The following is a 20108-nucleotide window of genomic DNA, read 5'->3' on the forward strand; positions in this document are numbered from 1 at the left end:
TGAATCCTTTGGCTGGGTACTGCTGGGTACTGCTCAGCTCTGCGACAGAAGACGCGAAGGCGCATCGAGATTGGCGACCACTTCGCCGAAGGGGCCGGTCAGCGTCTCACCTGGCAAGCCCGGGCGCTGCTTGCGTGGCAGCAGCGGAAACACCAGTTCGGCGAACCGATAGGACTCTTCCAGATGCGGATAGCCCGAGAAGATGAAGCTCTCGATGCCAAGCGCGGCGTATTCCTCGATGCGCGCGGCGACGGTCTTCGGATCGCCCACCAGCGCCGTCCCCGCACCGCCGCGCACCAACCCTACGCCGGCCCAGAGGTTCGGACTGATCTCCAGATCGGCGCGCGTGCGCTTCGCACCGCCCGCGTGCAGCGCAGCCATGCGGCGTTGGCCTTCGGAATCCATGCGCGCAAAGGCGTTCTGTGCGCGAATCACCGTTTCATCGTCGACGCGGCTGATCAGCGATTCGGCCGCCCGCCACGCCTCGTCCTCGGTCTCACGAACGATGACGTGCAGTCGGATGCCGAACTTGACCGTGCGGCCCTTGCGCGCTGCACGTTCGCGCACGTCCGCGATCTTCTTTGCCACCTCTGCTGGCGGCTCGCCCCACGTGAGATAGGCATCCACCTGCTCGGCGGCCAAGTCGTGCGCCGCTGCCGACGAACCGCCGAACCACACCGGTGGATACGGCTTTTGCGTCGGCGGGAAAAGCAGCTTCGCGCCCTTCACGCTCAGGTGCTTGCCGTCGTAGTCGAAGCTCTTTCCTTCATGGCTGCGAGCGATGATCTCGCGCCAGATGCGGATGAACTCGGCCGACTGCTCGTAGCGCGCCGCATGGTCGAGGAACACCCCATCGCCTTCGAGCTCGGTCTGGTCGCCGCCGGTCACGAGGTTCACGAGCACACGACCGCCGGAGAGCCGGTCGAAGGTCGCGGCCATGCGCGCGGCGAGGCTGGGTTGATGCAATCCTGGTCGTACCGCGACGAGGAACTTGAGCCGCGTTGTCGCACCGATCAGGCTCGACGCGATCACCCACGGATCTTCGCAAGAGCGCCCTGTCGGGATCAGCACGCCTTCATAGCCCAGCTTGTCGGCCGCGCCGGCGATCTGCTGCAGGTAGGCCAGGTCGACCGGGCGAGCGCCCTCGGTGGTGCCGAGATAGCGACTGTCGCCATGCGTGGGAAGGAACCAGAAGATATTCATGGGATGTGCTTTCAGGGTTTGGCGGCGTCGGGGTGCCAGACGATTCGGGCGACTTCCACCGGCTTGGGGATAAGCCCCAGCTTGAGAAAGGCGTCCGCGACGCGTTGCTGGTCGGCGGTGGTCGCGGGCTGGATCGGACCCACCGGCGATGGCGGCCGCCGCTGCAGGAACAGGCTCACGATGCCGGCATCCAGTCCGCTGAATTCCGCGATGAGCTTGATCGCGGCGGGCCGGTCCTGCTGCACCAGCCGGTCGGCGCGCGTCAGCTCTTCGAACAGCGCATTGATCACCGCCGGGTGCCGCTCCGCAAGCGCACGCGACGCCAGGTAGAAAGAGTTGTTGTTCGAAAGCCCGCGGCCCGTCGCCAGCGCACGCGGATGGATTGCAAGCTCCGTCGCGGCGTAGAACGGATCCCAGATCGCCCATGCGTCGATGCTGCCGCGCTCGAAGGCCGCACGCGCATCGGCCGGCGCGAGGTAGATGGGCTGGATATCGCTCCATTGCAGCCCGGCCTTCTCGACCGCGCGCACGAGGAGGAAGTGCGCGCTCGAGCCCTTCTGCAGCGCCACCTTTCGTCCCTTGAGGTCAGCCAGAGTCTTGAGCGGCGAGTCCTTCAGCACGAGCACCGCGGAGCTGTCCGGCTTGGGCGGCTCGGCGCCGACATAGACGAGATCCTTGCCGGCCGCCTGGGCAAAGACGGGCGGCGAATCACCGGTGAGTCCGAACTCCAGACTTCCGACCGACAAGGCTTCGAGCAACTGCGGTCCGGCCGGAAACTCGATCCAGCCGATCTTCGTGGTCGGAAAGCGCTTTTCGAGCCAGCCCGACTGTTTGACGATCACCAGGTTGGCGGCGGATTTCTGATAGCCGATTCTGAGCAGCTGCAACTGCGGGGAAGGCTCAGCGGCCGAAGGCGACGCGCTCACAGGCTGTGCCAGCGCGATAGGACCGCCCAGCCCCCAGGTGCCTGCGGTGAGCGCAAGCAACTGCAGCAGGCGACGGCGAGCAGCCGACGAGCTCGGAAGCGAAGCAGTCATGGTGGTGCCTCCGTGCGCTCAGGCGATATTGGCCGAGGCGGCGTCGAACACGCGGATCTTTCGCGGGATCAAGCCAAGGGCAAAGAAGGTGTCGGCGATCTGTTGCTGCTCACCGAGGATGGCCTTGGTGATTGGCGACGTGCCGTATGCCGAGCGCGCAACCGTCACATCGACGACGGGCTTGGGCAGCCCCCAGATGGTCGACAGTTCCGCGGCAAACGAATCCTTGTTGGCAGCGGCCCAATGGTCGACGCGGTTGATCTCTTCGGTCACCGCGGCCAATACGTCCGCATTTTTCGCCACGTAGTCGAGCGACGAGAAGTAGTAGGCGCGATTGCCCACCACCCCGCTCGCATCGGCCAGGATGCGGGCGCCGAGCAACTTTTCCGCGGACGCGAGGAAGGGATCCCAGATCACCCAGGCATCGACGGAGCCCTTCTCGAAGGCGGCGCGCGCATCGGCCGGCGGCAGGAAGACGAACTTCAGGTCGCTGTACGGAAGCCCATGCTTCTCGAACAGCTTGACGATGAAATAGTGAACGTTGCTGCCCTTGTTGAGCGCAATCTTCTTGCCTTTCAGGTCAGCGACCGTCCGAATTGGCGAATCCTGCTGAACCAGCACTGCTTCCGCCGCAGGCCGGGGCACGGTGGCGGCGACGTAGGCCAGCGGCGCGCCCGCGGCCTGCGCAAAGATGGGGGGCGCCTCGCCCACATCGCCGAAGTCGATCGAGCCGACATTGAGCGCCTCGAGTTGTACCGGGCCCGCCGTGAATTCCGTCCATTTGACCGTCACGCCCAACGGCGCCAGCCGCTTCTCCAGCGTGCCGCGAGCCTTGAGCAGGCTCAACTGGCCCTTCTGGTTGCCGATTCGGAGCTGGCGTTCGCCCCGAGGTGCCGGTGCCTGTGCCCATGCGCCCATTGCTGGCAGCGCGATCGCTGCGGCGGCGCCCTGGATCAGCTGCCGGCGGGTCGAGGATGATTGCATTTGCTTCTTTCAGACGTAGCTCGCCCCGGACCGCGCAGCGGCCAAAAATCGGAACGAAATGGAATTGGGGAAGTGGGAAAGAAAGCGCCGCCATGGGCGCTGCGTCAACGGACGATCCGTCAGACGCTACATCGCACGCGCGAGAAAGCCACAGGCTCGAAGCCCCAGGTCGCCGGCAGCTTGAGGCCTTCGCTCGCCAATGTCTCGACCGCATCGTCCAGGCGCTGCGCCAGATCGGCCTGCAACTGATACGCCCCTTCTGGCTGCAGCGTCACCTGCCCGTCTGTTGCATACACACCCGGGAGGATGTGCCGCGCTGCGAGCGACTGCAGCACCGGCCGCAGCGCATAGTCGAGCGCCAGCATGTGATGCGGACTGCCGCCGGTCGCCAGCGGCAGCACCGTCTTGCCCTTGAGTGCCGACTGCGGCAGCAGATCGAGAAACACCTTCAGCACACCGCTGTAGGCAGCCTTGTAGACCGGTGTCGCGATCACGATGACGTCAGCCCGACGGACCTGCTCCACCGCGTGCTGCACCGTTGAATGCGAAGCCTCCCCCAACAGCAAGGCGTGGGCGGCCAGTTCGCGGATCGCGAGCCGATCCACCGGCACACCGCGCTCCGCAAGCCGCGCCGAGACGGCGTCGAGCAAAACGGCCGAGCGCGAAGGCGCAGAAGGGCTGCCGGCAATCAGAAGAACAGTCATGGCCGCGCGCGTTACTTGTTGCTCAGGTAGATCTGGTCGAAGGTGCCGCCATCGGCGAAGTGCGTCTTGTCGGCCTTGGTCCAGCCACCGAATGCATCGTCGATCGTGAAGAGCGTGAGCTTGGGGAACTGCTTTTCGTACTTTGCCTTCGCCTTCTCCGATGTCGGCCGGTAATAGTTGCGGCCGACCACGTCCTGGCCTTCATCCGAATACAGATACTTCAGGTATTCCTCCGCCACGGCGCGCGTACCCTTCTTGTCGACGACCTTGTCGACCACAGCCACCGTCGGTTCCGCCAGGATGCTGACCGACGGCACGACGATGTCGAACTTCTCCGGCCCGAATTCCTTCAGCGCGAGGAAGGCCTCGTTTTCCCACGCCAGCAGCACGTCGCCCACGCCGCGCTGCACGAAGGTGATGGTCGAACCCCGAGCGCCGGTGTCGAGCACGGGCACGTTCTTGTAGAGCTTGCCCACGAAGTCCTTGGCCTTGTCATCGCCGCCGTACTTGCGCTTGGCAAATTCCCAGGCGGCAAGGTAGTTCCAGCGCGCGCCGCCTGAAGTCTTCGGGTTCGGGGTGATCACCTGAACGCCCGGCTTCACGAGATCGTCCCAGTCCTTCAGGCCCTTGGGATTGCCTTTCTTCACGAGAAAGACGATGGTCGAGGTGTAGGGCGCCGAGTTGTGCGGCAGGCGCTTTTGCCAGTCAGGCTTGACGAGGCCGCCGTGCGTGACGAGCGCATCGGTGTCACCGGCCAGCGCGAGCGTCGCGACGTCGGCGTCCAGGCCGTCGATGATCGAACGGGCCTGCTTGCCGGAGCCGCCGTGCGACTGCTTGATCGTCACGTCCTGGCCGGTCTTGGCCTTCCAGTACTTCGCAAAAACCTGGTTGTAGTCGACATACAGTTCGCGGGTCGGGTCGTAGGAGACATTGAGCAGCGTCACCCCCTGTGCAAACGACGGCAATGCCGTCAGGGCGAAGCCCGCAACGGCGGCGACACCGAGGGAAAGCTTGATAAAGTCGCGGCGAAGGCTCATGGTCTAGTGCTCGTAAATGGCATAAAGCTGAAGCGACGTATTCTGGATACGGCATATGGAATAGAGAACGACTGAGTTCTCAGTTCTAAATAGCAAAATCAACTAAGACACCCCAAAGGCATCCAAATGGCACGCATGGTCCAGTGCATCAAGCTCGGCAAAGAGGCCGAAGGTCTCGACTTTCCGCCCTACCCCGGCGAACTCGGCAAACGCATCTGGGAAAACGTCAGCAAGGAAGCGTGGGCGGCCTGGCTGAAGCAGCAGACGATGCTTGTGAATGAAAACCGGTTGAATCTGGCCGATGCGCGGGCGCGCCAGTACCTGGCGCGCCAGATGGAAAACCACTTTTTCGGCGGCGGTGCGGACGTCGCGCAGGGCTACGTGCCGCAATAGGGCTCGCCCCCAGGCTCGCGCACTTCGTGTCGCTCTCCACCCCCTACCGGGGGCAATACCAGTGGCCCGGCGGAGCCGGTTCCACGGTATTCCTGTTGCTCGCCCCCAGGCTCGCGCACTTCGTGTCGCTCTCCACCCCCTACCAGGGGCAATACCAGCAGCCCGGCTGAGCCGGTTCCGCGGTATTTCTGGACTTGCGCTGTCGGCATAGCTCGGATTTGACATGGCTGAACCTGTTGATTGGCGGTTGGACGGGGTTCCGCGTAGCGCGCGGTTCGACGATATCTATCACTCGGAGACGGGGGCGCTGGCGCAGGCGCGGCATGTGTTTTTGGGGGGATGTGGGCTGCCTGCGGCTTGGGGCGGGGAGGCGCAGTGGCGGATTCTCGAAACCGGGTTTGGGTTTGGACTCAATTTCCTGACAAGCTGGGAGGCCTGGCGGGCTGATCCGCGGCGGCCTCGGTTGCTGCACTTCGTTTCCGTCGAGGGGCATCCGGTCTCGAGGGAAGACTTGCTGCGGGCTGCATGCGCCTACCCCGAATTGATGCCGCTGGCCGAAATGCTGGCCGATCAATGGCACGGGCTGCTGCCGGGGTTTCATCGGCTTTGGTTCGACGAAGGTCGGGTGCTGCTCACGCTCTGCGTTGGCGACGTGCAGCCGATGTTGCGCGCCCAGCGCTTTGAAGCGGACAGCATCTTTCTCGATGGTTTCAGTCCGCAGCGCAACCCGGCGATGTGGTCGGCCGAAACGTTGAAGGCGGTTTCGCGTTTCGCTCGGCGTGGAACGCGTGCGGCCACCTGGACGATTGCCAGCAGCGTTCGGGCGGCGCTGACGCAATTCGGATTCGAAGTGACCAAGGCACCTGGCTTGCCACCCAAAAGGGATTGCCTTCAGGCGGTGTTCGCGCCTGCATGGGAGGTCCGGCGGCGTGGGCCCGAACCGGCGCCGCCAGCAAAGCCCGGCTATTGCGCGGTGGTTGGCGCGGGGCTGGCCGGTGCGGCGGTCGCGGCGAGTCTCGCGCGGCGCGGCTGGAAAGTCACCGTGCTGGATGCGGCTGTGCGCCCTGCGGCTGGCGCATCCGGGCTGCCGGTCGGTGTGCTGGCACCGCATGTGTCGCCAGACGATGCGCTGCTCTCGCGCCTCACGCGAGCGGGCATTCGCGCGGTGTGGCAGCAGTTGACGCAATGGCTGGACGAAGGGCGCGACTGGCGCGCGAGTGGCGTGATCGAGCGGCGCGCCGCCGGAGATGCACGTGTGCCCGACGGCTGGACTGCCGAAGGCCCGAACGAGTCATGGCATGCGACGGCGGCGCAACTGCGAGACGCGGGTTTGCCGTGCGATGCCGTCGCGCTGTGGCACGCACGCGCTGGATGGGTGCGGCCCGCGCGGCTCGTCGACGCATGGCTCAAGCGACCGGGCGTTCGCGTGGAGACAGGCCGCCACGTGGCACGCATTGAACGCATCGAGTCAGGCTGGACGCTCCGTGACGGCGCCGGCGCAGCCTTGGCGCAGGCCGATCGCGTCGTGATTGCCGCCGGCTTTGAAAGCCGCGCCTTCGCACCCCGCTTTCCGCTGCAGCCCGTGCGTGGCCAAGTGGCTTGGGGCGTCGCGCCTTCGGGCGCGCGTTTGCCTGACGTACCGGTCAACGGCGACGGTCATCTGATTGCCGGGGTGCCGGACGAAGCCGGCAAGTTGTGGCTGGCTGGCGCGACCTTCGACCGCCACAGCAGCGATCCATCGGTGCGGCCCGGCGAGCGTCAGGTCAACTTCGAACGACTCCGACAACTGCATCCCGATGCGGCCGCGCAGCTCGCCGCAGCCTTCACGGAGGGCAATGTGCAAGCGTGGGCCGGCGTGCGCTGCGCTTCCGGCGACCGGCGCCCGCTCGTTGGACCGGTGGATGCATCGAACGAGAACAGCGCCTGGCTCTGCACCGCCATGGGCTCGCGCGGGATGAGCTTCGCGGCACTCTGCGCCGAAGTGCTTGCCGCGCGCTGGCACGGCGAGCCGCTGCCGCTGCCGGCGAAGCTCGCGAGCGCATTGGACACGTCGCGCGCGACATCGTCCATGTGATGGGGTCGCCCGATCTCCTTCCGCGCAGCACAATGCGCGCATGCCCATTCACTACGACGTCACGCACACCACGGTCTACAGATACAGGTCGCCCGTCACCTTCGGGATGCATCGCGTGATGTTTCGGCCCCGCGAGAGCCATGACTTGCGTGTGCTCGCGACCGACCTGCAGGTGAGCCCGACAGCCAACGTACGCATGATCCTGGACCCTCACTCCAATTCGGTCGCGCTCGTGTATCCGCTGGGCGAAGCGACTGAATTGCGCATCGTCTGCCGCTTCACGATCGAGCACGTGCCCAGCACCGTCGACATGCTGGCGCTGGACCCATCGGCCGAAGTCATTCCGTTTGCCTATTCCGTGCAGGACCGTTTCGACCTCGACTGCTACTTGCGCCCGCATCACGACGACCCGGATGCCGCGCTGATTCGTTGGGCGCATCAATTTCTCCAGACCGACGCGCCCAATACCACCTTCGAGGTGCTCAAGCGCATGAACGCGCACATCGGACAGACCCTGACGTACGCCGCGCGCGACGAGGAAGGCACGCAGACACCGCTGCAGACGCTCGCTCTCGGCAGCGGCAGTTGCCGCGACTACGCTTTGCTGATGATGGAAGCCGCTCGCCGACTGGGCATCGCGACGCGCTTTGTCACAGGCTATCTTTACGACGCCGCACTCGACACGCAAGTCGCCAGCGACTCGGCCGATGGTTCCGTCACAGGCGCCGGCAGCACGCACGCATGGCTTCAAGCCTACTTGCCAGGCGCGGGCTGGGTGGCCTTCGACCCGACCAACAACTTCCTCGGCGGCAACCAGTTGATCCGCGTGGGCGTGGCGCGCGATCCGGCGCTCGCGGCGCCCATCTCCGGCACCTGGTATGGCGAGCCAGGCGCCTATGAAGGGCTCGACGCCTCGGTCGTGATTCGGCGCATATCCGCCTGATGCCCGTCGCCTCACTCCGGCAAGCTGGCTCGGCCATTGCTTGCGTGCATCCTCTCTCTACAACGTCCGCTTGGGCAATGGCTTCGGCCTTGGAGGTCTCCCCTTGAAAACTCTCCCGATCGATCTTGCGCTGCAAGGCGGTGGCTCGCATGGCGCATTCACCTGGGGCGTGCTCGACCGACTGCTCGAAGAGCCATGGTTTCGGATCGACGGCATTTCGGGCACGTCCGCTGGCGCGATGAACGCCGCGGTGCTGGCTTGCGGCCATGCAAGGGCGGGTGCCGATGGCGCACGCGAATCGCTCGAGACCTTCTGGCGCGGCGTTTCCGAGGCGGCCCGCTTCAGTCCTTTCCGCCGCAGCTGGATGGAAATGATGAGCGGCCGCTGGACGCTCGACAATTCGCCGGCCTTCATGGCGATCGACATGGCGACGCGCCTGTGGTCGCCCTACGACCTCAACCCGCGGGGCATGAATCCATTGCGCGGCATCCTGGCCGAGCTGATCGACTTCGACCGGCTGGCCTCCTCCCCCATCAAGCTGTTCGTGACCGCGACCAACGTGCGCACCGGCCGCGGGCGCGTCTTCCGGAATGCGGAGATCGGCCCCGACGTGCTGCTCGCATCGGCCTGCCTGCCGACGATGTTCCATGCGGTCGAGATCGATGGCGAGCCCTACTGGGACGGGGGCTATGCGGGCAATCCGACCATGACTCCGCTGATCCGTGAATGCAGTTCGAGCGACACGATCCTCGTGCAGATCAACCCGGTGGAACGTCCCGGCATTCCGCGTTCCGCGCAGGAGATCAACAACCGCCTGAATGAAATCTCGTTCAACTCGCCTCTGCTGAAGGAATTGCGCATGATCGCGATGCTGCATCAGGTGGCGGACCCGGGTCACGGCGAAGGCGCAGCCTGGGCGCGCATGCGCATTCACCGGATTTCCACGGACGCGATGCTCGAACTCGGCTACTCATCCAAGCTCATCGCGGAGTGGGAGTTCCTCTGCAAGCTGCGCGACGAAGGCCGGCGCTCGGCAACCGCGTTCATCGATGCGCATGCAGGCGACATCGGCAAGCGTTCGACGCTCGACCTCGACGCGCTGCTCGAAGGAGTCTGAAGCATGGGACTCGCAGGAATCTTCGTCGGCCTCGGGCTGCTGATCTGGCTCTCGTATCGGGGCTGGAGCGTTCTGGTGCTGGCGCCGATGGCGGCTCTCATTGCCGCGCTCTTCGCCGGCGAGCCCTTGCTCGCGCACTGGACGCAGACTTTCATGACCTCGGCGGCCGGCTTCCTGGCGCAGTTCTTCCCCCTCTTCCTGCTCGGAGCGATTTTCGGCAAGCTGATGGACGACAGCGGTTCGGTGCAGACCATCGCACGCTTTATGACCGAAAAGCTCGGGCCGAAGCGCGCCATGCTCGCCGTCGTCCTGGCGGGCGCGCTCGTGACCTATGGCGGCGTCAGCTTGTTCGTCGCGTTCTTCGTGCTGGCGCCGATGGCGCAGGCACTGTTCCGCGCAGCGGACATTCCGGGCCGCCTCATGCCGGCGGCGATCGCGCTGGGGACTTCCACCTTCACGATGTCGGCATTGCCTGGAACTCCCGCCATCCAGAACGCAATTCCGATGCCCTTCTTCGGCACCACGGCCTTTGCCGCGCCGGGGCTGGGTTTGATCGCCTCGGCCATCATGCTCGGCTTCGGCATGTGGTGGCTGCGGCGCGCTGAAGGGTCCGCGCGGCGGGCCGGCGAAAGCTACGGCGCGGTGGCGCTGGACAAGCACGTGAGCGCGTCCGAAGACCCTGTCGTGCGCGAACGTGCAACGACGTCCGGCAGTTTCGATCCCGCGGAAATCGAGCACGGCGAACACGGCACCGGGCAACCCAGCGTCGTCGTCGCACTGCTGCCGCTTGCCATCGTGGTACTGGTCAATCTGGTGATGGCGCTGGTGGTCCTGCCGCGCATGGATACCGATTTCCTTTCCGAGCCGCGCTTCGGTGGCATCACGCTGGCGAACGTCGGCGGCGTGTGGGCCGTGCTGGTGGCACTCACGGTGGCCATCGTGGTGCTGATCGCGCTCAACTGGAAACGCTTGCCGTCGCTGCGCGCGACCGTGGACGCAGGCGCCAACGCGGCAGTGCTGCCGGTGGTGGGCGTCGCCAGCCTGGTGGGTTTCGGCGCCGTGGTCGCGGCGATGCCTGCGTTCGAGGCGGTGCGTGAATGGGTGCTCGGGATCGGCGGAGGCCCGCTGGTGTCGCTGGCACTGTCGACCAACATCCTCGCGGCGCTGACTGGATCGGCCTCGGGCGGCCTGACCATCGCGCTCGATGCGCTGGGCAGCACCTACATGCAACTCGCGGCGACGATCGGCCTCGACCCTGCGCTGATGCACCGGGTCGCGGTGATCGGCGCAGGCACGCTGGACAGCCTGCCGCACAACGGGGCGGTCGTCACCCTGCTCGCGGTGTGCGGCCAGGGACATCGCGAGAGCTATTTCGACATCGTGATGGTCGGCATCGTCGGCGCCCTGTTGGCGCTGGTTGCGGTGATTGTTCTCGGGTCGACTTTCGGTTCGTTCTGAACGGCTCCCACAGCGCACCCGCTACAGGTGCGTTCGGCTGCGCCGCAGCCGTGCGACCAGTGCATTGGAAAGGACCGCGATGTGCCGCGCATATTCGGCCTCGGCTTCCTCTTGCGCTGCGGTGAGAAGCGCGAGTGCTTCGATCTCCCGCACGCCGGGCGGAGTACCGCTTCCGCAGAGCCAATCGCCGAGCGCCTCGACAAGCTCTCCGCGCGCCTGCTCGACCCTCAGGCGACTGCAAACGACTGCTTGGTACAGCGTCGTCATCTCGCGTCCTTGAACTTGCGCCACGTCAGACTTTTCCTCGGTTGTGATCGGGTTTGCAGACTACTTATGTATTACGGGTGCCGCTGTAGGTCTATACCGCTTAGGCCGTAGCCGTTCAGTCCGATAGGCGATGAGCCTATGCATCGATGGGCGTCGGCGGGATGATGGTGTCCTTTCAAAAGTAACAAGGAGACTGAATCGATGACCGCTACGAATCGCCGAGCCATGCTGCAACTCTCTACCGCGGCAATGGCGGCGGGAGCGCTCTCCGGCTGTGCCTCGACGGCTGGCGCGCAGGACGCGAGGAAGCCCATGTTCGCCGTCGCCGGGTCGACCATCCCGGTAATGGGCAGCGAGCAGTCCTTTCCGGTTCGCCGCATCTACTGCATCGGCAGGAACTACGCAGCGCACGCAATCGAACGCGGTTCGGACCCGACGCGCGAGCCGCCCTTCTTCTTCCAGAAGCCCAGCGACGCAGTGCAACTGGTGCCGAAAGGGGTGACGATCGATCATCCCTATCCGCCGGTGACGAAGAACTATCACTACGAGGTCGAACTGGTCGCCGCGCTCGGCAAGGGCGGCCGGAACATTCCGGCCAGCCAGGCGCTGGACTGCGTCTTCGCCTACGCGGTTGGTCTGGACATGACCCGTCGCGACCTCCAGAATGCCATGGCGAACGAGAAGAAGCCCTGGGAAATCGGCAAGTCCTTCGACCATTCGGCGGTGGTGAGCCACCTGCATCCGGTGAGTCAGGTCGGCCATTTCAGCAAGGGCGGCATCTGGCTCAAGGTGAACGGACAGACAAAGCAGTCGAGCGACCTTTCGCGGATGATCTGGAGCGTGGCCGAACAGATCGCGAACCTCTCGACCTACAACGAACTATTCCCGGGTGACATCGTTTACTCGGGTACCCCCGAAAACGTCGGGCCGGTGGTGCCGGGCGATGTGATGACGGGGCACATCGACGGCCTTTACGACATCAGCGTGAAGGTCGTCTGACGCGAAACGTTGCGGACGTTTTTTCCTGAGAGGACTGCGCGATGAACAAGCTCACATCCCTCCTGGTCTGGTCAGCCGTCGCCATCCTCGGCGCCTTTTCGTTTGCCGCGCTGGCGCTGGGCCGCGGCGAAAGCGTCAATGCGGTGTGGCTGGTCACCGCCGCCTTGTGCGTCTACTTCATCGCGTATCGCTTCTACAGCAAGTTCATTGCGGACAAGGTTCTGCGCCTGGACGACTCGCGGGCGACGCCGGCTGTTCGGCACAACGACGGAATGGACTACGTGCCCACCAACAAATGGGTGCTGTACGGCCATCATTTCGCGGCTATCGCCGGTGCGGGGCCGCTCGTGGGGCCGGTGCTGGCCGTGCAGATGGGCTTTCTGCCCGGCACGATCTGGATCCTCGCGGGCGTGGTGCTGGCGGGCGCGGTGCAGGACTTCATCGTGCTCTTTGCCTCTGTTCGGCGGGACGGCAAGTCGCTCGGCGAGATGATCAAGATGGAACTCGGCCCGGTTCCGGGTTCGCTGGCTCTCGTCGGCGTGCTGGCGATCATGATCATCATCCTGGCGGTGCTCGCGCTGATCGTCGTCAAGGCGCTCACGGGAAGCCCGTGGGGGCTGTTCACGATCTTCGCGACCATTCCGATTGCGCTCCTGATGGGGCTCTACATGCGCGTCATCCGCCCCGGGCGCGTTGGCGAAGCGTCCGCGTTCGGGGTGGTGCTTCTGCTGGGATCGATCTTTCTCGGCCGCGCCGTGGCGGGCGACCCGACATGGGGGCCGATGTTCACCCTCACCGGCCCGCAGCTTGCCTGGGCGCTGATCATCTACGGCGCAATCGCCGCCAGCCTGCCGGTATGGCTGATGCTGGCGCCTCGCGACTACCTGAGCACTTTCCTGAAGATCGGCACCATCGTCGCGCTGGCGCTCGGCATCTACTACGTCGCGCCGCAGTTGTCGATGCCCGCCACCACGCGATTTATCGACGGCACGGGGCCGGTCTTCTCGGGCAAGCTCTTTCCGTTTCTTTTCATCACGATCGCGTGCGGCTCGGTTTCGGGCTTTCATGCGCTGATCTCCTCGGGCACGACGCCGAAGATGATCGAAAAGGAATCTCACATGCGCATCATCGGATTCGGCGGCATGCTGGCCGAATCCTTCGTCGCGGTGATGGCGCTGACCGCCGCGAGTGTGCTCGACCCGGGCATCTACTTTGCGATGAACGCACCCGCTGCGGTGATCGGAACGACCGCTGCAAACGCCGCACAGGTCATCTCGAGTTGGGGCTTCACCATCACGCCGGACCTCATCGCGCAGACTGCCAAGGACATCGGCGAAACCAGCATCCTCTCGCGCGCAGGTGGCGCCCCGACGCTGGCAGTCGGCATGGCGCAGATCCTCGGCCAGGCGTTCGGTGGAAAGTCGATGGAAGCCTTCTGGTACCACTTCGCGATCCTGTTCGAGGCGCTGTTCATCCTGACGGCCGTCGACGCCGGAACGCGGGTGGGACGCTTCATGATCCAGGACATGCTGGGCCACGTCTACAAGCCGCTCGGCAATACCGACTTCCTGCCAGCCAACCTTGTCGCCACCGCGCTGTGCGTCGCGATGTGGGGGTACTTCCTGTATCAGGGCGTGGTCGATCCATTGGGCGGCATCAACACGCTTTGGCAACTGTTCGGCGTGGGCAACCAGATGCTGGCCGGTATCGCGCTGCTCCTGTGCACCAGCGTGCTGGTCAAGATGAAGCGGCAGCGCTACGTGTGGGTCACTTTGCTGCCGACGGCCTGGCTGCTCATCACCACCCTGACTGCAGGCGTGCAGAAAATCTTCCATCCGGACCCCGCCATCGGTTTCGTGGCGCTGGCGCGAAAGTTCGGCGATGCCGCCGCACAAGGCATGCTGATCGCACCGGCCAAGTCCATCGAGGAAATGCAGCGGGTCGCCTTCAACAACTACCTCGACGCGATCGTGTGCGGCTTCTTCGTGCTGCTCGTGGTGGCGATGTGCGTCTTCGCGGCCAAGATCTGCATGCAGGCGCTGAAGCAGTCGAAGCCGACGGCGCATGAGATTCCGCCGTTCTCTGGCGCGCAAGGGGCGATGCCTTGAACACGCCTGCAACGACGCCTGCGGGCGATACCGATCGCTGGCTGGGACGCAGCATGCGCAGCGTCTGTTCGGTGTGCCGTCAGGTTTTCGGCATGCCCGACTATGAGCGCTACCTTGCGCACGCCGAAGCCACGCATCCCGGGGCGCCGGTGATGTCACGCAACGAATACTGCGCTCGGGTGATCGAACGGCGGTACGGCCAGGGCACTGGGCGCTGCTGTTGAGTCCTGGCGGCCGTGCCGATCTGCCGCGAGCGCCGGCGCGCCGCAGTTCCTAGAATCGCTCACGTTCCGAGCCCGGTTTCGGGTGCGCGGCGGCGATTCGGCTCGCTGCTCGCCTTATCCGGAATAAGCATCCAATCGCCCGCAAACCCGCATGAAACCTGGTGAATATGCTTATCCGCATAAGGCGCGAACCAAAAAATAGTTCGTTTCCATAAGGCTCGCTTCTACATTTCGTGCCTCGCATCGGCGGGCCGTGGACGCACCGCCTTCCAGCAAGTCAAACACGATGTACCAATACACAGATTTCGACCGTCAGTTCGTGCACCTGCGCGCAGCGCAATTCCGCGACCAACTGGAGCGCTGGCAAACCGGCAAGCTTTCGGAAGACGAGTTCCGCCCTTTGCGCCTGCAAAACGGCTGGTATGTGCAGCGCTATGCGCCCATGTTGCGCGTGGCGGTGCCTTACGGCGAACTGGCGAGCCGTCAGCTGCGCGTGCTCGCAAAGATCGCCCGCGAGTACGACGCACCCGAAGCCGAGGTCTACAAGAACGCCGTCGCCACCCAGGGCAAGCTCGGCTCGCAGAAGCTGCCGACGCACTACGCGCACTTCACGACGCGCCAGAACGTCCAGTACAACTGGATTCCGCTGTCGAAGTCGGCTGACGTGATGGAGCTTCTGGCTTCAGTCGACATGCACGGCATCCAGACCAGCGGCAATTGCATCCGCAATATCACGAGCGATGAACGCGCCGGCATCGCCGTCGACGAAATCGCCGACCCGCGCCCCTTTGCGGAAATCATGCGGCAGTGGAGCACGCTGCATCCTGAATTCGCCTTCCTGCCGCGCAAGTTCAAGATCGCGATCACCGGCGCCACCGAAGACCGTGCCGCCACGGGCTGGCACGACGTAGGCCTGCATCTGCTGAAGAACGACAAGGGCGAACTGGGCTTTCGCGTGCAGGTCGGCGGCGGCATGGGCCGCACGCCGATCATCGGCACCGTGCTGCGCGAGTTCCTGCCGTGGAACCAGATCATGAATTACCTCGAAGCGGTGGTTCGGGTCTACAACCGCTACGGCCGGCGCGACAACATCTACAAGGCGCGCATCAAGATCCTCGTGAAGGCCGAAGGCCAGCGCTACATCGACGACGTCGAGGCTGAATACAAGCAGATCGTCGAGCACGACGGCGCACCGCACACCATCACGCAGGCCGAGCTGGACCGCGTGAGCGCGTCTTTCGTGCCGCCGACGCTCGCGACCCGCGTTTTCCGCAGCGCCGAGGAAACCGACGCGGACCTGCGCGCGCAGGCTGCCGACGACGTGATGTTCGCACGCTGGCTTGCACGCAACGTGGCGCCGCACAAGAACCCGTCGCTGCGCGCCGTGACGCTGTCGTTCAAGCGCCGTTTGCAGGCGCCCGGCGATGCATCGGCCGAACAGCTCGAAACGGCCGCGCGTCTGGCCGACCGCTTCAGTGCCGGCGAGGTCCGGGTCACGCACGACCAGAACCTGCTCTTGCCATGGGTGCATGCCGAAGACCTGCACGCTCTTTGGTTGGCTGCCCGCGAAGCCGGCTTCGCCAGCGCCAACGTGCACCTGCTGACGGACATGATCGCCTGCCCCGGCGGCGATTTCTGTGCGCTCGCCAATGCGCGTTCGATCCCGATCGCCGAAGCCATCACCGAGCGCTACCAGGACCTGGACGAGCTCGACGACCTGGGCGAAATCGACCTGCACATCAGCGGCTGCATCAATTCGTGCGGCCATCATCACAGCGGGCATATCGGCATTCTCGGCGTCGACAAGGACGGCAAGGAGTGGTATCAGGTCACGCTCGGCGGCTCCGATGGTTCCGCACTCAGCGGCGCGGCGCAGCCCGGCAAGGTGGTCGGCCCTTCTTTCTCGGCGGCCGAAGTGCCCGACGTGATCGAAGCCGTGCTGAACACCTACCGCGATACGCGGGAAGCGGGTGAAACCTTCATCGATGCGCTGCGGCGTGTCGGCATCGAGCCCTTCAAGGCCGCCGCGAACGGCGCGCGCTTCAAGGTCGAGGTGGCCGCATGAACAAGACGCTTCAACTGATCGCTGCCGAAGATCACATCGACAACGGCGATCCGACCGTGCTGCAACTGTCCAACGACGCCGATCCACTCGCGATCGAGCAGTGCCTTGACGACGTGGAGCGCATCGACCTGGACTTCCCGAAGTTCACCGATGGGCGCGCCTACAGCCAGGCATTCCTGCTGCGTCGCCGCCTCGGCTTCAAGGGCGAGATTCGCGCGACTGGCGACGTGCTGGTCGACCAATTGGTGCAGATGCAGCGCATGGGTTTCTCCAGCGCCGTTCTGAAGGAAGGCGTTGATGCATCCGCGGCTCAACGCCAATTCGACAGATTCGCGGCCTTCTACCAGGGCGACGCGGTGCAAGCCACACCCATCTTCAAGCGCGCCTGAACGGTTGCCTTCGCCAAATGAACATCGATCTCGAACAAATCAACGCCAAGCTCGGCCGCAACGCCGAGGGCCTCGTGGACTGGGCTATCGGCCTGGGCCGGCGGGCGATCATCACCACCAATTTCAGGCCCTTCGAGGCGGTGATCCTGCACATGGTCACGCGCGCGAAACCCGACGTGCCGGTGGTCTGGATGGACAACGGCTACAACACTGACGCCACCTATCGCTTCGCCGACGAGGTGACGAAGCTGCTGAACCTGGATCTGCGCATCTTCGTGCCCCGGCGTTCGCGAGCGCATCGCGAAGCGGTGGAAGGTCCGACACCGACGCTCGACGATCCGCGCCACGCCGCCTTCACCGAGGAAGTGAAACTGGAGCCCTTCGCGCGCGCGCTGCGCGAAATGTCGCCGCAGGTCTGGTTCACCGCGCTGCGGGCCACCGACACCGCCGTGCGTGCGCAGATGGATCCGGTCAGCATCAATCCAGACGGACTGATCAAGGTCGCACCGCTGCTGCACTGGTCTTCCAAGGATCTGCACGCCTACTGCCAGGCGCATGGACTGCCCAACAACTTCGACTACCTCGATCCGACCAAGGGCGAGGACAACCGCGAGTGCGGTCTGCACCTCGCGCATTGATGTCCCACGTCGCATTCGATTCAATCTCTGAGCGCCCCATTTCATGAACGCCCGTACCGAACACGATCTGCTGCTGCAAACTTCGCAGTCGCTTGCGCGCCTGTCCAACACGCAACTGGACGCACTCGAAGAAGAAACCATCTTCATCCTGCGCGAAGTCGCCGCCTCTTTCGAACGGCCGACGCTGCTGTTTTCGGGCGGCAAGGATTCGCTGGTACTGCTCAAGTGCGCGGAGAAGGCTTTCGGCGCTGGCCGCATCCCCTACCCGCTGCTGATGATCGACACGGGCCATAACTTTCCCGAAGTGACGGACTTTCGCGATGCGCGCGCCAAGGAACTCGGGGCGGAACTGATCGTGCGCAACGTCGAGGACTCAATGAAGCGCGGCACGGTGCGCCTTGCGCATCCTGACGAATCGCGCAACGTGCATCAGTCGGTCACGCTGCTCGAAGCCATCGAGGAATTTCGCTTCGACGCGCTGATCGGCGGTGCACGCCGCGACGAAGAAAAGGCGCGCGCCAAGGAACGCATCTTTTCGCACCGCGACAGCTTCGGTCAGTGGCAACCCAAAGACCAGCGGCCTGAACTCTGGACGCTGTTCAACACGCGCCTCTCTCCCGGAGAACACTTCCGCGTGTTCCCCATTTCGAACTGGACCGAGCTCGACGTATGGCAATACATCGAGCGCGAAAACATCGCGCTGCCGTCGATCTACTACACGCACAAGCGCGAAGTAGTCGAGCGGCGCGGGCTGCTGGTTCCGGTGACCGCGCTCACTCCGCCGCGCGACGGGGAACAGGTCGAAGTGCGTGACGTGCGCTTCCGCACCGTGGGCGATATCACTTGCACGTGCCCAGTCGAAAGCCTCGCGTCCGATGCCGCCGACGTGGTGGTCGAAACGCTCGCTGCCGATGTGAGCGAACGCGGCGCCACACGCATGGATGACAAGACCTCGGAAGCTTCCATGGAGAAGCGCAAGAAAGACGGGTATTTTTGACTCGCCCCCAGGCTTGCCCACTTCGTGTGGCCGCCTACCCCCTGCCGGGGGCAACACCAGCGGCCCGGCTAAGCCGGTTCCGCGGTGTTTCTCGAATAAGGCCTACGCGCCGCTGATGAATTGAACTGATCATGACTACTTCGATTGCTGCTTTGCCTGATCACACTGCTGCCGAGACGGGGGCTGCGCTGCGGTTTATTACTTGCGGGAGCGTGGACGATGGCAAGAGCACGTTGATTGGGCGGCTGCTGGTTGACAGCAAGACGGTGCTGCAGGACCAGCTTGCGGGGGTTCAGCGGGGGGGTGAAACTGATCTGGCGCTGCTGACGGATGGGTTGTCGGCCGAACGCGAACAGGGGATCACGATTGACGTGGCGTATCGGTACTTTTCTACGGCGCAGCGCAAGTTCGTGATCGGGGATGCGCCGGGGCATGAGCAGTACACGCGCAACATGGTGACCGCGGCTTCCAGCGCGGATGCGGCGGTGGTGCTGGTCGATGCGACCAAGCTGGCCTGGGCTGCCGAATGCGGGGACGGGGAAGTAGTGAGGCGCGAGCTTCTGCCGCAGACGCGCCGGCATACGCTGCTTTGCCATTTGCTGCGGGTGCAGTCGATTGTGTTCGCCGTGAACAAGCTCGACGCCATGGACGATGCCGAACTGGCGTTCGAGCGGATTTCGGCCGCGCTGTCGAACTTTGCCGAAGCCGCCGGCGTGCAGGTCGCCGCCACGGTGCCGATTTCGGCGCTCAAAGGCTGGAACGTGGCCTCTCGGCACGCCGACTGGGCGGGCTACGAAGGTCCCAGCCTGCTCGAACTGCTCGAGAAACTGCCGGTCACGGCGCAGGACGAAGCAGTGCCTTTTGCGTTTCCGGTGCAATGGGTGGAGAAGTTCTCTGCTTCGGCGGACACATCGCGCGGTCGCCGTGTGTTCTGGGGCCGAGTTGCCAGCGGCCACATCGAACCGGGACAACGCGTGACGGTCCTGCCGGGCAACCAGACGGCCACGGTGGCGCAGGTGCTGAGCCATACGCGCCAGCCGAAAGCCGTGCATGCGGGTCACAGCGCCGGCATCGTGCTAGACCGCGAACTCGACGTGTCGCGCGGCGACTGGCTGCTGGAACCCGGCGCCTTCGAACCGTCGCGCGAGATCACCGCCACCATCGCGTGGCTCGACGACGAACCGCTCGTGGCGGGCCGCGTCTACTGGGCGCTGCAGGGCCATCGCTGGGTCAAGGCGAAGGTGGCGCGCATCGTGGATCGCGTCAACATCACCACGCTGGATTCCGAGCCGGCCGACCGGCTCGAAGCCAATGCGATTGGCGACGTGGTGCTCAGCCTCCAACAGCCTCTGGCCGTGCTGCCTTTCACGCAATCGCGTGCGCTTGGTTCCCTGATCCTGGTAGACACCGCTTCGCATCGGACTTCCGCAGCCGTCCTCGTGCGGCCTGCCGCAAACGCCTAAAATTGCCG

The 20108-nt window shown here is 64.6% G+C and carries 19 protein-coding genes; 13 read left to right on the forward strand and 6 right to left on the reverse strand.

What is annotated here, in order from left to right:
- Positions 1-33: 33 nt before the first annotated feature.
- The 5 genes from ssuD to AC1DSF_RS06395 all read right to left on the reverse strand — a co-directional run bounded on the left by ssuD (position 34) and on the right by AC1DSF_RS06395 (position 4965).
- Positions 34-1203: an FMNH2-dependent alkanesulfonate monooxygenase gene (gene ssuD, locus AC1DSF_RS06375; protein WP_478126387.1), complete on the reverse strand. Its 1170-nt coding sequence runs from the start codon at positions 1201-1203 to the stop codon at positions 34-36.
- An 11-nt stretch (positions 1204-1214) separates the two neighbouring features.
- Positions 1215-2240, reverse strand: a complete 1026-nt coding sequence (locus AC1DSF_RS06380) for a sulfonate ABC transporter substrate-binding protein (RefSeq protein ID WP_478126388.1) — start codon at positions 2238-2240, stop codon at positions 1215-1217.
- Positions 2241-2258: 18 nt separating this feature from the next.
- Entirely contained in the window at positions 2259-3224 is a 966-nt protein-coding gene (locus tag AC1DSF_RS06385) for a sulfonate ABC transporter substrate-binding protein (protein WP_478126389.1), read from the reverse strand.
- A gap of 119 nt (positions 3225-3343) precedes the next feature.
- A complete protein-coding gene (ssuE, locus tag AC1DSF_RS06390; RefSeq protein ID WP_478126390.1) occupies positions 3344-3928 on the reverse strand; it encodes an NADPH-dependent FMN reductase in 585 nt (194 codons plus the stop codon).
- An 11-nt stretch (positions 3929-3939) separates the two neighbouring features.
- On the reverse strand, positions 3940-4965 hold the full coding sequence (locus tag AC1DSF_RS06395) for a sulfate ABC transporter substrate-binding protein (protein WP_478126391.1): 1026 nt from the start codon (positions 4963-4965) through the stop codon (positions 3940-3942).
- Between the two features lie 126 nt (positions 4966-5091).
- Between AC1DSF_RS06395 and AC1DSF_RS06400 the strand changes: the two genes are divergently transcribed.
- The 5 genes from AC1DSF_RS06400 (at position 5092) to AC1DSF_RS06420 (ending at position 10950) form a co-directional block, all read left to right on the forward strand.
- Positions 5092-5358 (forward strand): oxidative damage protection protein, encoded by a 267-nt coding sequence (locus AC1DSF_RS06400; RefSeq protein ID WP_478126392.1) that lies wholly within the window; start codon positions 5092-5094, stop codon positions 5356-5358.
- 223 nt (positions 5359-5581) lie between these two features.
- Positions 5582-7432, forward strand: coding sequence for a bifunctional tRNA (5-methylaminomethyl-2-thiouridine)(34)-methyltransferase MnmC2/FAD-dependent 5-carboxymethylaminomethyl-2-thiouridine(34) oxidoreductase MnmC1 (gene mnmC / locus AC1DSF_RS06405; RefSeq protein ID WP_478182471.1), 1851 nt, complete (start codon positions 5582-5584; stop codon positions 7430-7432).
- A gap of 40 nt (positions 7433-7472) precedes the next feature.
- Positions 7473-8375 (forward strand): transglutaminase family protein, encoded by a 903-nt coding sequence (locus AC1DSF_RS06410; RefSeq protein WP_478182472.1) that lies wholly within the window; start codon positions 7473-7475, stop codon positions 8373-8375.
- Positions 8376-8478: 103 nt separating this feature from the next.
- Positions 8479-9492, forward strand: a complete 1014-nt coding sequence (locus AC1DSF_RS06415; protein ID WP_478182473.1) for a patatin-like phospholipase family protein — start codon at positions 8479-8481, stop codon at positions 9490-9492.
- Positions 9493-9495: 3 nt separating this feature from the next.
- Entirely contained in the window at positions 9496-10950 is a 1455-nt protein-coding gene (locus AC1DSF_RS06420) for a GntP family permease (protein WP_478182474.1), read from the forward strand.
- A gap of 21 nt (positions 10951-10971) precedes the next feature.
- Here the strand turns inward: AC1DSF_RS06420 and AC1DSF_RS06425 are convergent, their stop codons facing one another.
- Positions 10972-11241, reverse strand: a complete 270-nt coding sequence (locus AC1DSF_RS06425) for a hypothetical protein (protein ID WP_478126397.1) — start codon at positions 11239-11241, stop codon at positions 10972-10974.
- A gap of 177 nt (positions 11242-11418) precedes the next feature.
- Here AC1DSF_RS06425 and AC1DSF_RS06430 point away from each other — a divergent pair, with 177 nt between their 5' ends.
- The 8 genes from AC1DSF_RS06430 (at position 11419) to AC1DSF_RS06465 (ending at position 20100) form a co-directional block, all read left to right on the forward strand.
- Positions 11419-12216, forward strand: coding sequence for a fumarylacetoacetate hydrolase family protein (locus AC1DSF_RS06430; protein WP_478126398.1), 798 nt, complete (start codon positions 11419-11421; stop codon positions 12214-12216).
- A gap of 41 nt (positions 12217-12257) precedes the next feature.
- Positions 12258-14324: a carbon starvation CstA family protein gene (locus tag AC1DSF_RS06435; RefSeq protein ID WP_478126399.1), complete on the forward strand. Its 2067-nt coding sequence runs from the start codon at positions 12258-12260 to the stop codon at positions 14322-14324.
- Entirely contained in the window at positions 14321-14548 is a 228-nt protein-coding gene (locus AC1DSF_RS06440) for a YbdD/YjiX family protein (protein WP_478126400.1), read from the forward strand. The genes AC1DSF_RS06435 and AC1DSF_RS06440 overlap by 4 nt, the downstream gene beginning before the upstream one ends.
- Before the next feature lie 286 nt (positions 14549-14834).
- Entirely contained in the window at positions 14835-16613 is a 1779-nt protein-coding gene (locus tag AC1DSF_RS06445; RefSeq protein WP_478126401.1) for a nitrite/sulfite reductase, read from the forward strand.
- The gene (locus AC1DSF_RS06450) at positions 16610-17002 is read left to right on the forward strand and encodes a DUF934 domain-containing protein (protein WP_478126402.1); all 393 of its coding nucleotides are present in this window, start codon (positions 16610-16612) and stop codon (positions 17000-17002) included. The genes AC1DSF_RS06445 and AC1DSF_RS06450 overlap by 4 nt, the downstream gene beginning before the upstream one ends.
- A gap of 17 nt (positions 17003-17019) precedes the next feature.
- Positions 17020-17640, forward strand: coding sequence for a phosphoadenosine phosphosulfate reductase domain-containing protein (locus AC1DSF_RS06455; RefSeq protein WP_478126403.1), 621 nt, complete (start codon positions 17020-17022; stop codon positions 17638-17640).
- A gap of 43 nt (positions 17641-17683) precedes the next feature.
- Positions 17684-18637, forward strand: a complete 954-nt coding sequence (gene cysD / locus AC1DSF_RS06460; RefSeq protein ID WP_478126404.1) for a sulfate adenylyltransferase subunit CysD — start codon at positions 17684-17686, stop codon at positions 18635-18637.
- Between the two features lie 131 nt (positions 18638-18768).
- Entirely contained in the window at positions 18769-20100 is a 1332-nt protein-coding gene (locus AC1DSF_RS06465) for a sulfate adenylyltransferase subunit 1 (protein ID WP_478126405.1), read from the forward strand.
- Positions 20101-20108 lie beyond the last annotated feature (8 nt).

This window comes from Variovorax sp. 01N429 (genome assembly GCF_056399425.1).

What these genes read in the sequence shown, in the direction of transcription:
- ssuD (WP_478126387.1), bottom strand. Translation starts at nt 1,203, where the DNA reads ATGAATATCTTCTGGTTCCTTCCCACGCATGGCGACAGTCGCTATCTC.
- AC1DSF_RS06380 (WP_478126388.1), bottom strand. Translation starts at nt 2,240, where the DNA reads ATGACTGCTTCGCTTCCGAGCTCGTCGGCTGCTCGCCGTCGCCTGCTG.
- AC1DSF_RS06385 (WP_478126389.1), bottom strand. Translation starts at nt 3,224, where the DNA reads ATGCAATCATCCTCGACCCGCCGGCAGCTGATCCAGGGCGCCGCCGCA.
- ssuE (WP_478126390.1), bottom strand. Translation starts at nt 3,928, where the DNA reads ATGACTGTTCTTCTGATTGCCGGCAGCCCTTCTGCGCCTTCGCGCTCG.
- AC1DSF_RS06395 (WP_478126391.1), bottom strand. Translation starts at nt 4,965, where the DNA reads ATGAGCCTTCGCCGCGACTTTATCAAGCTTTCCCTCGGTGTCGCCGCC.
- AC1DSF_RS06400 (WP_478126392.1), top strand. Translation starts at nt 5,092, where the DNA reads ATGGCACGCATGGTCCAGTGCATCAAGCTCGGCAAAGAGGCCGAAGGT.
- mnmC (WP_478182471.1), top strand. Translation starts at nt 5,582, where the DNA reads ATGGCTGAACCTGTTGATTGGCGGTTGGACGGGGTTCCGCGTAGCGCG.
- AC1DSF_RS06410 (WP_478182472.1), top strand. Translation starts at nt 7,473, where the DNA reads ATGCCCATTCACTACGACGTCACGCACACCACGGTCTACAGATACAGG.
- AC1DSF_RS06420 (WP_478182474.1), top strand. Translation starts at nt 9,496, where the DNA reads ATGGGACTCGCAGGAATCTTCGTCGGCCTCGGGCTGCTGATCTGGCTC.
- AC1DSF_RS06430 (WP_478126398.1), top strand. Translation starts at nt 11,419, where the DNA reads ATGACCGCTACGAATCGCCGAGCCATGCTGCAACTCTCTACCGCGGCA.
- AC1DSF_RS06435 (WP_478126399.1), top strand. Translation starts at nt 12,258, where the DNA reads ATGAACAAGCTCACATCCCTCCTGGTCTGGTCAGCCGTCGCCATCCTC.
- AC1DSF_RS06445 (WP_478126401.1), top strand. Translation starts at nt 14,835, where the DNA reads ATGTACCAATACACAGATTTCGACCGTCAGTTCGTGCACCTGCGCGCA.
- AC1DSF_RS06450 (WP_478126402.1), top strand. Translation starts at nt 16,610, where the DNA reads ATGAACAAGACGCTTCAACTGATCGCTGCCGAAGATCACATCGACAAC.
- AC1DSF_RS06455 (WP_478126403.1), top strand. Translation starts at nt 17,020, where the DNA reads ATGAACATCGATCTCGAACAAATCAACGCCAAGCTCGGCCGCAACGCC.
- cysD (WP_478126404.1), top strand. Translation starts at nt 17,684, where the DNA reads ATGAACGCCCGTACCGAACACGATCTGCTGCTGCAAACTTCGCAGTCG.
- AC1DSF_RS06465 (WP_478126405.1), top strand. Translation starts at nt 18,769, where the DNA reads ATGACTACTTCGATTGCTGCTTTGCCTGATCACACTGCTGCCGAGACG.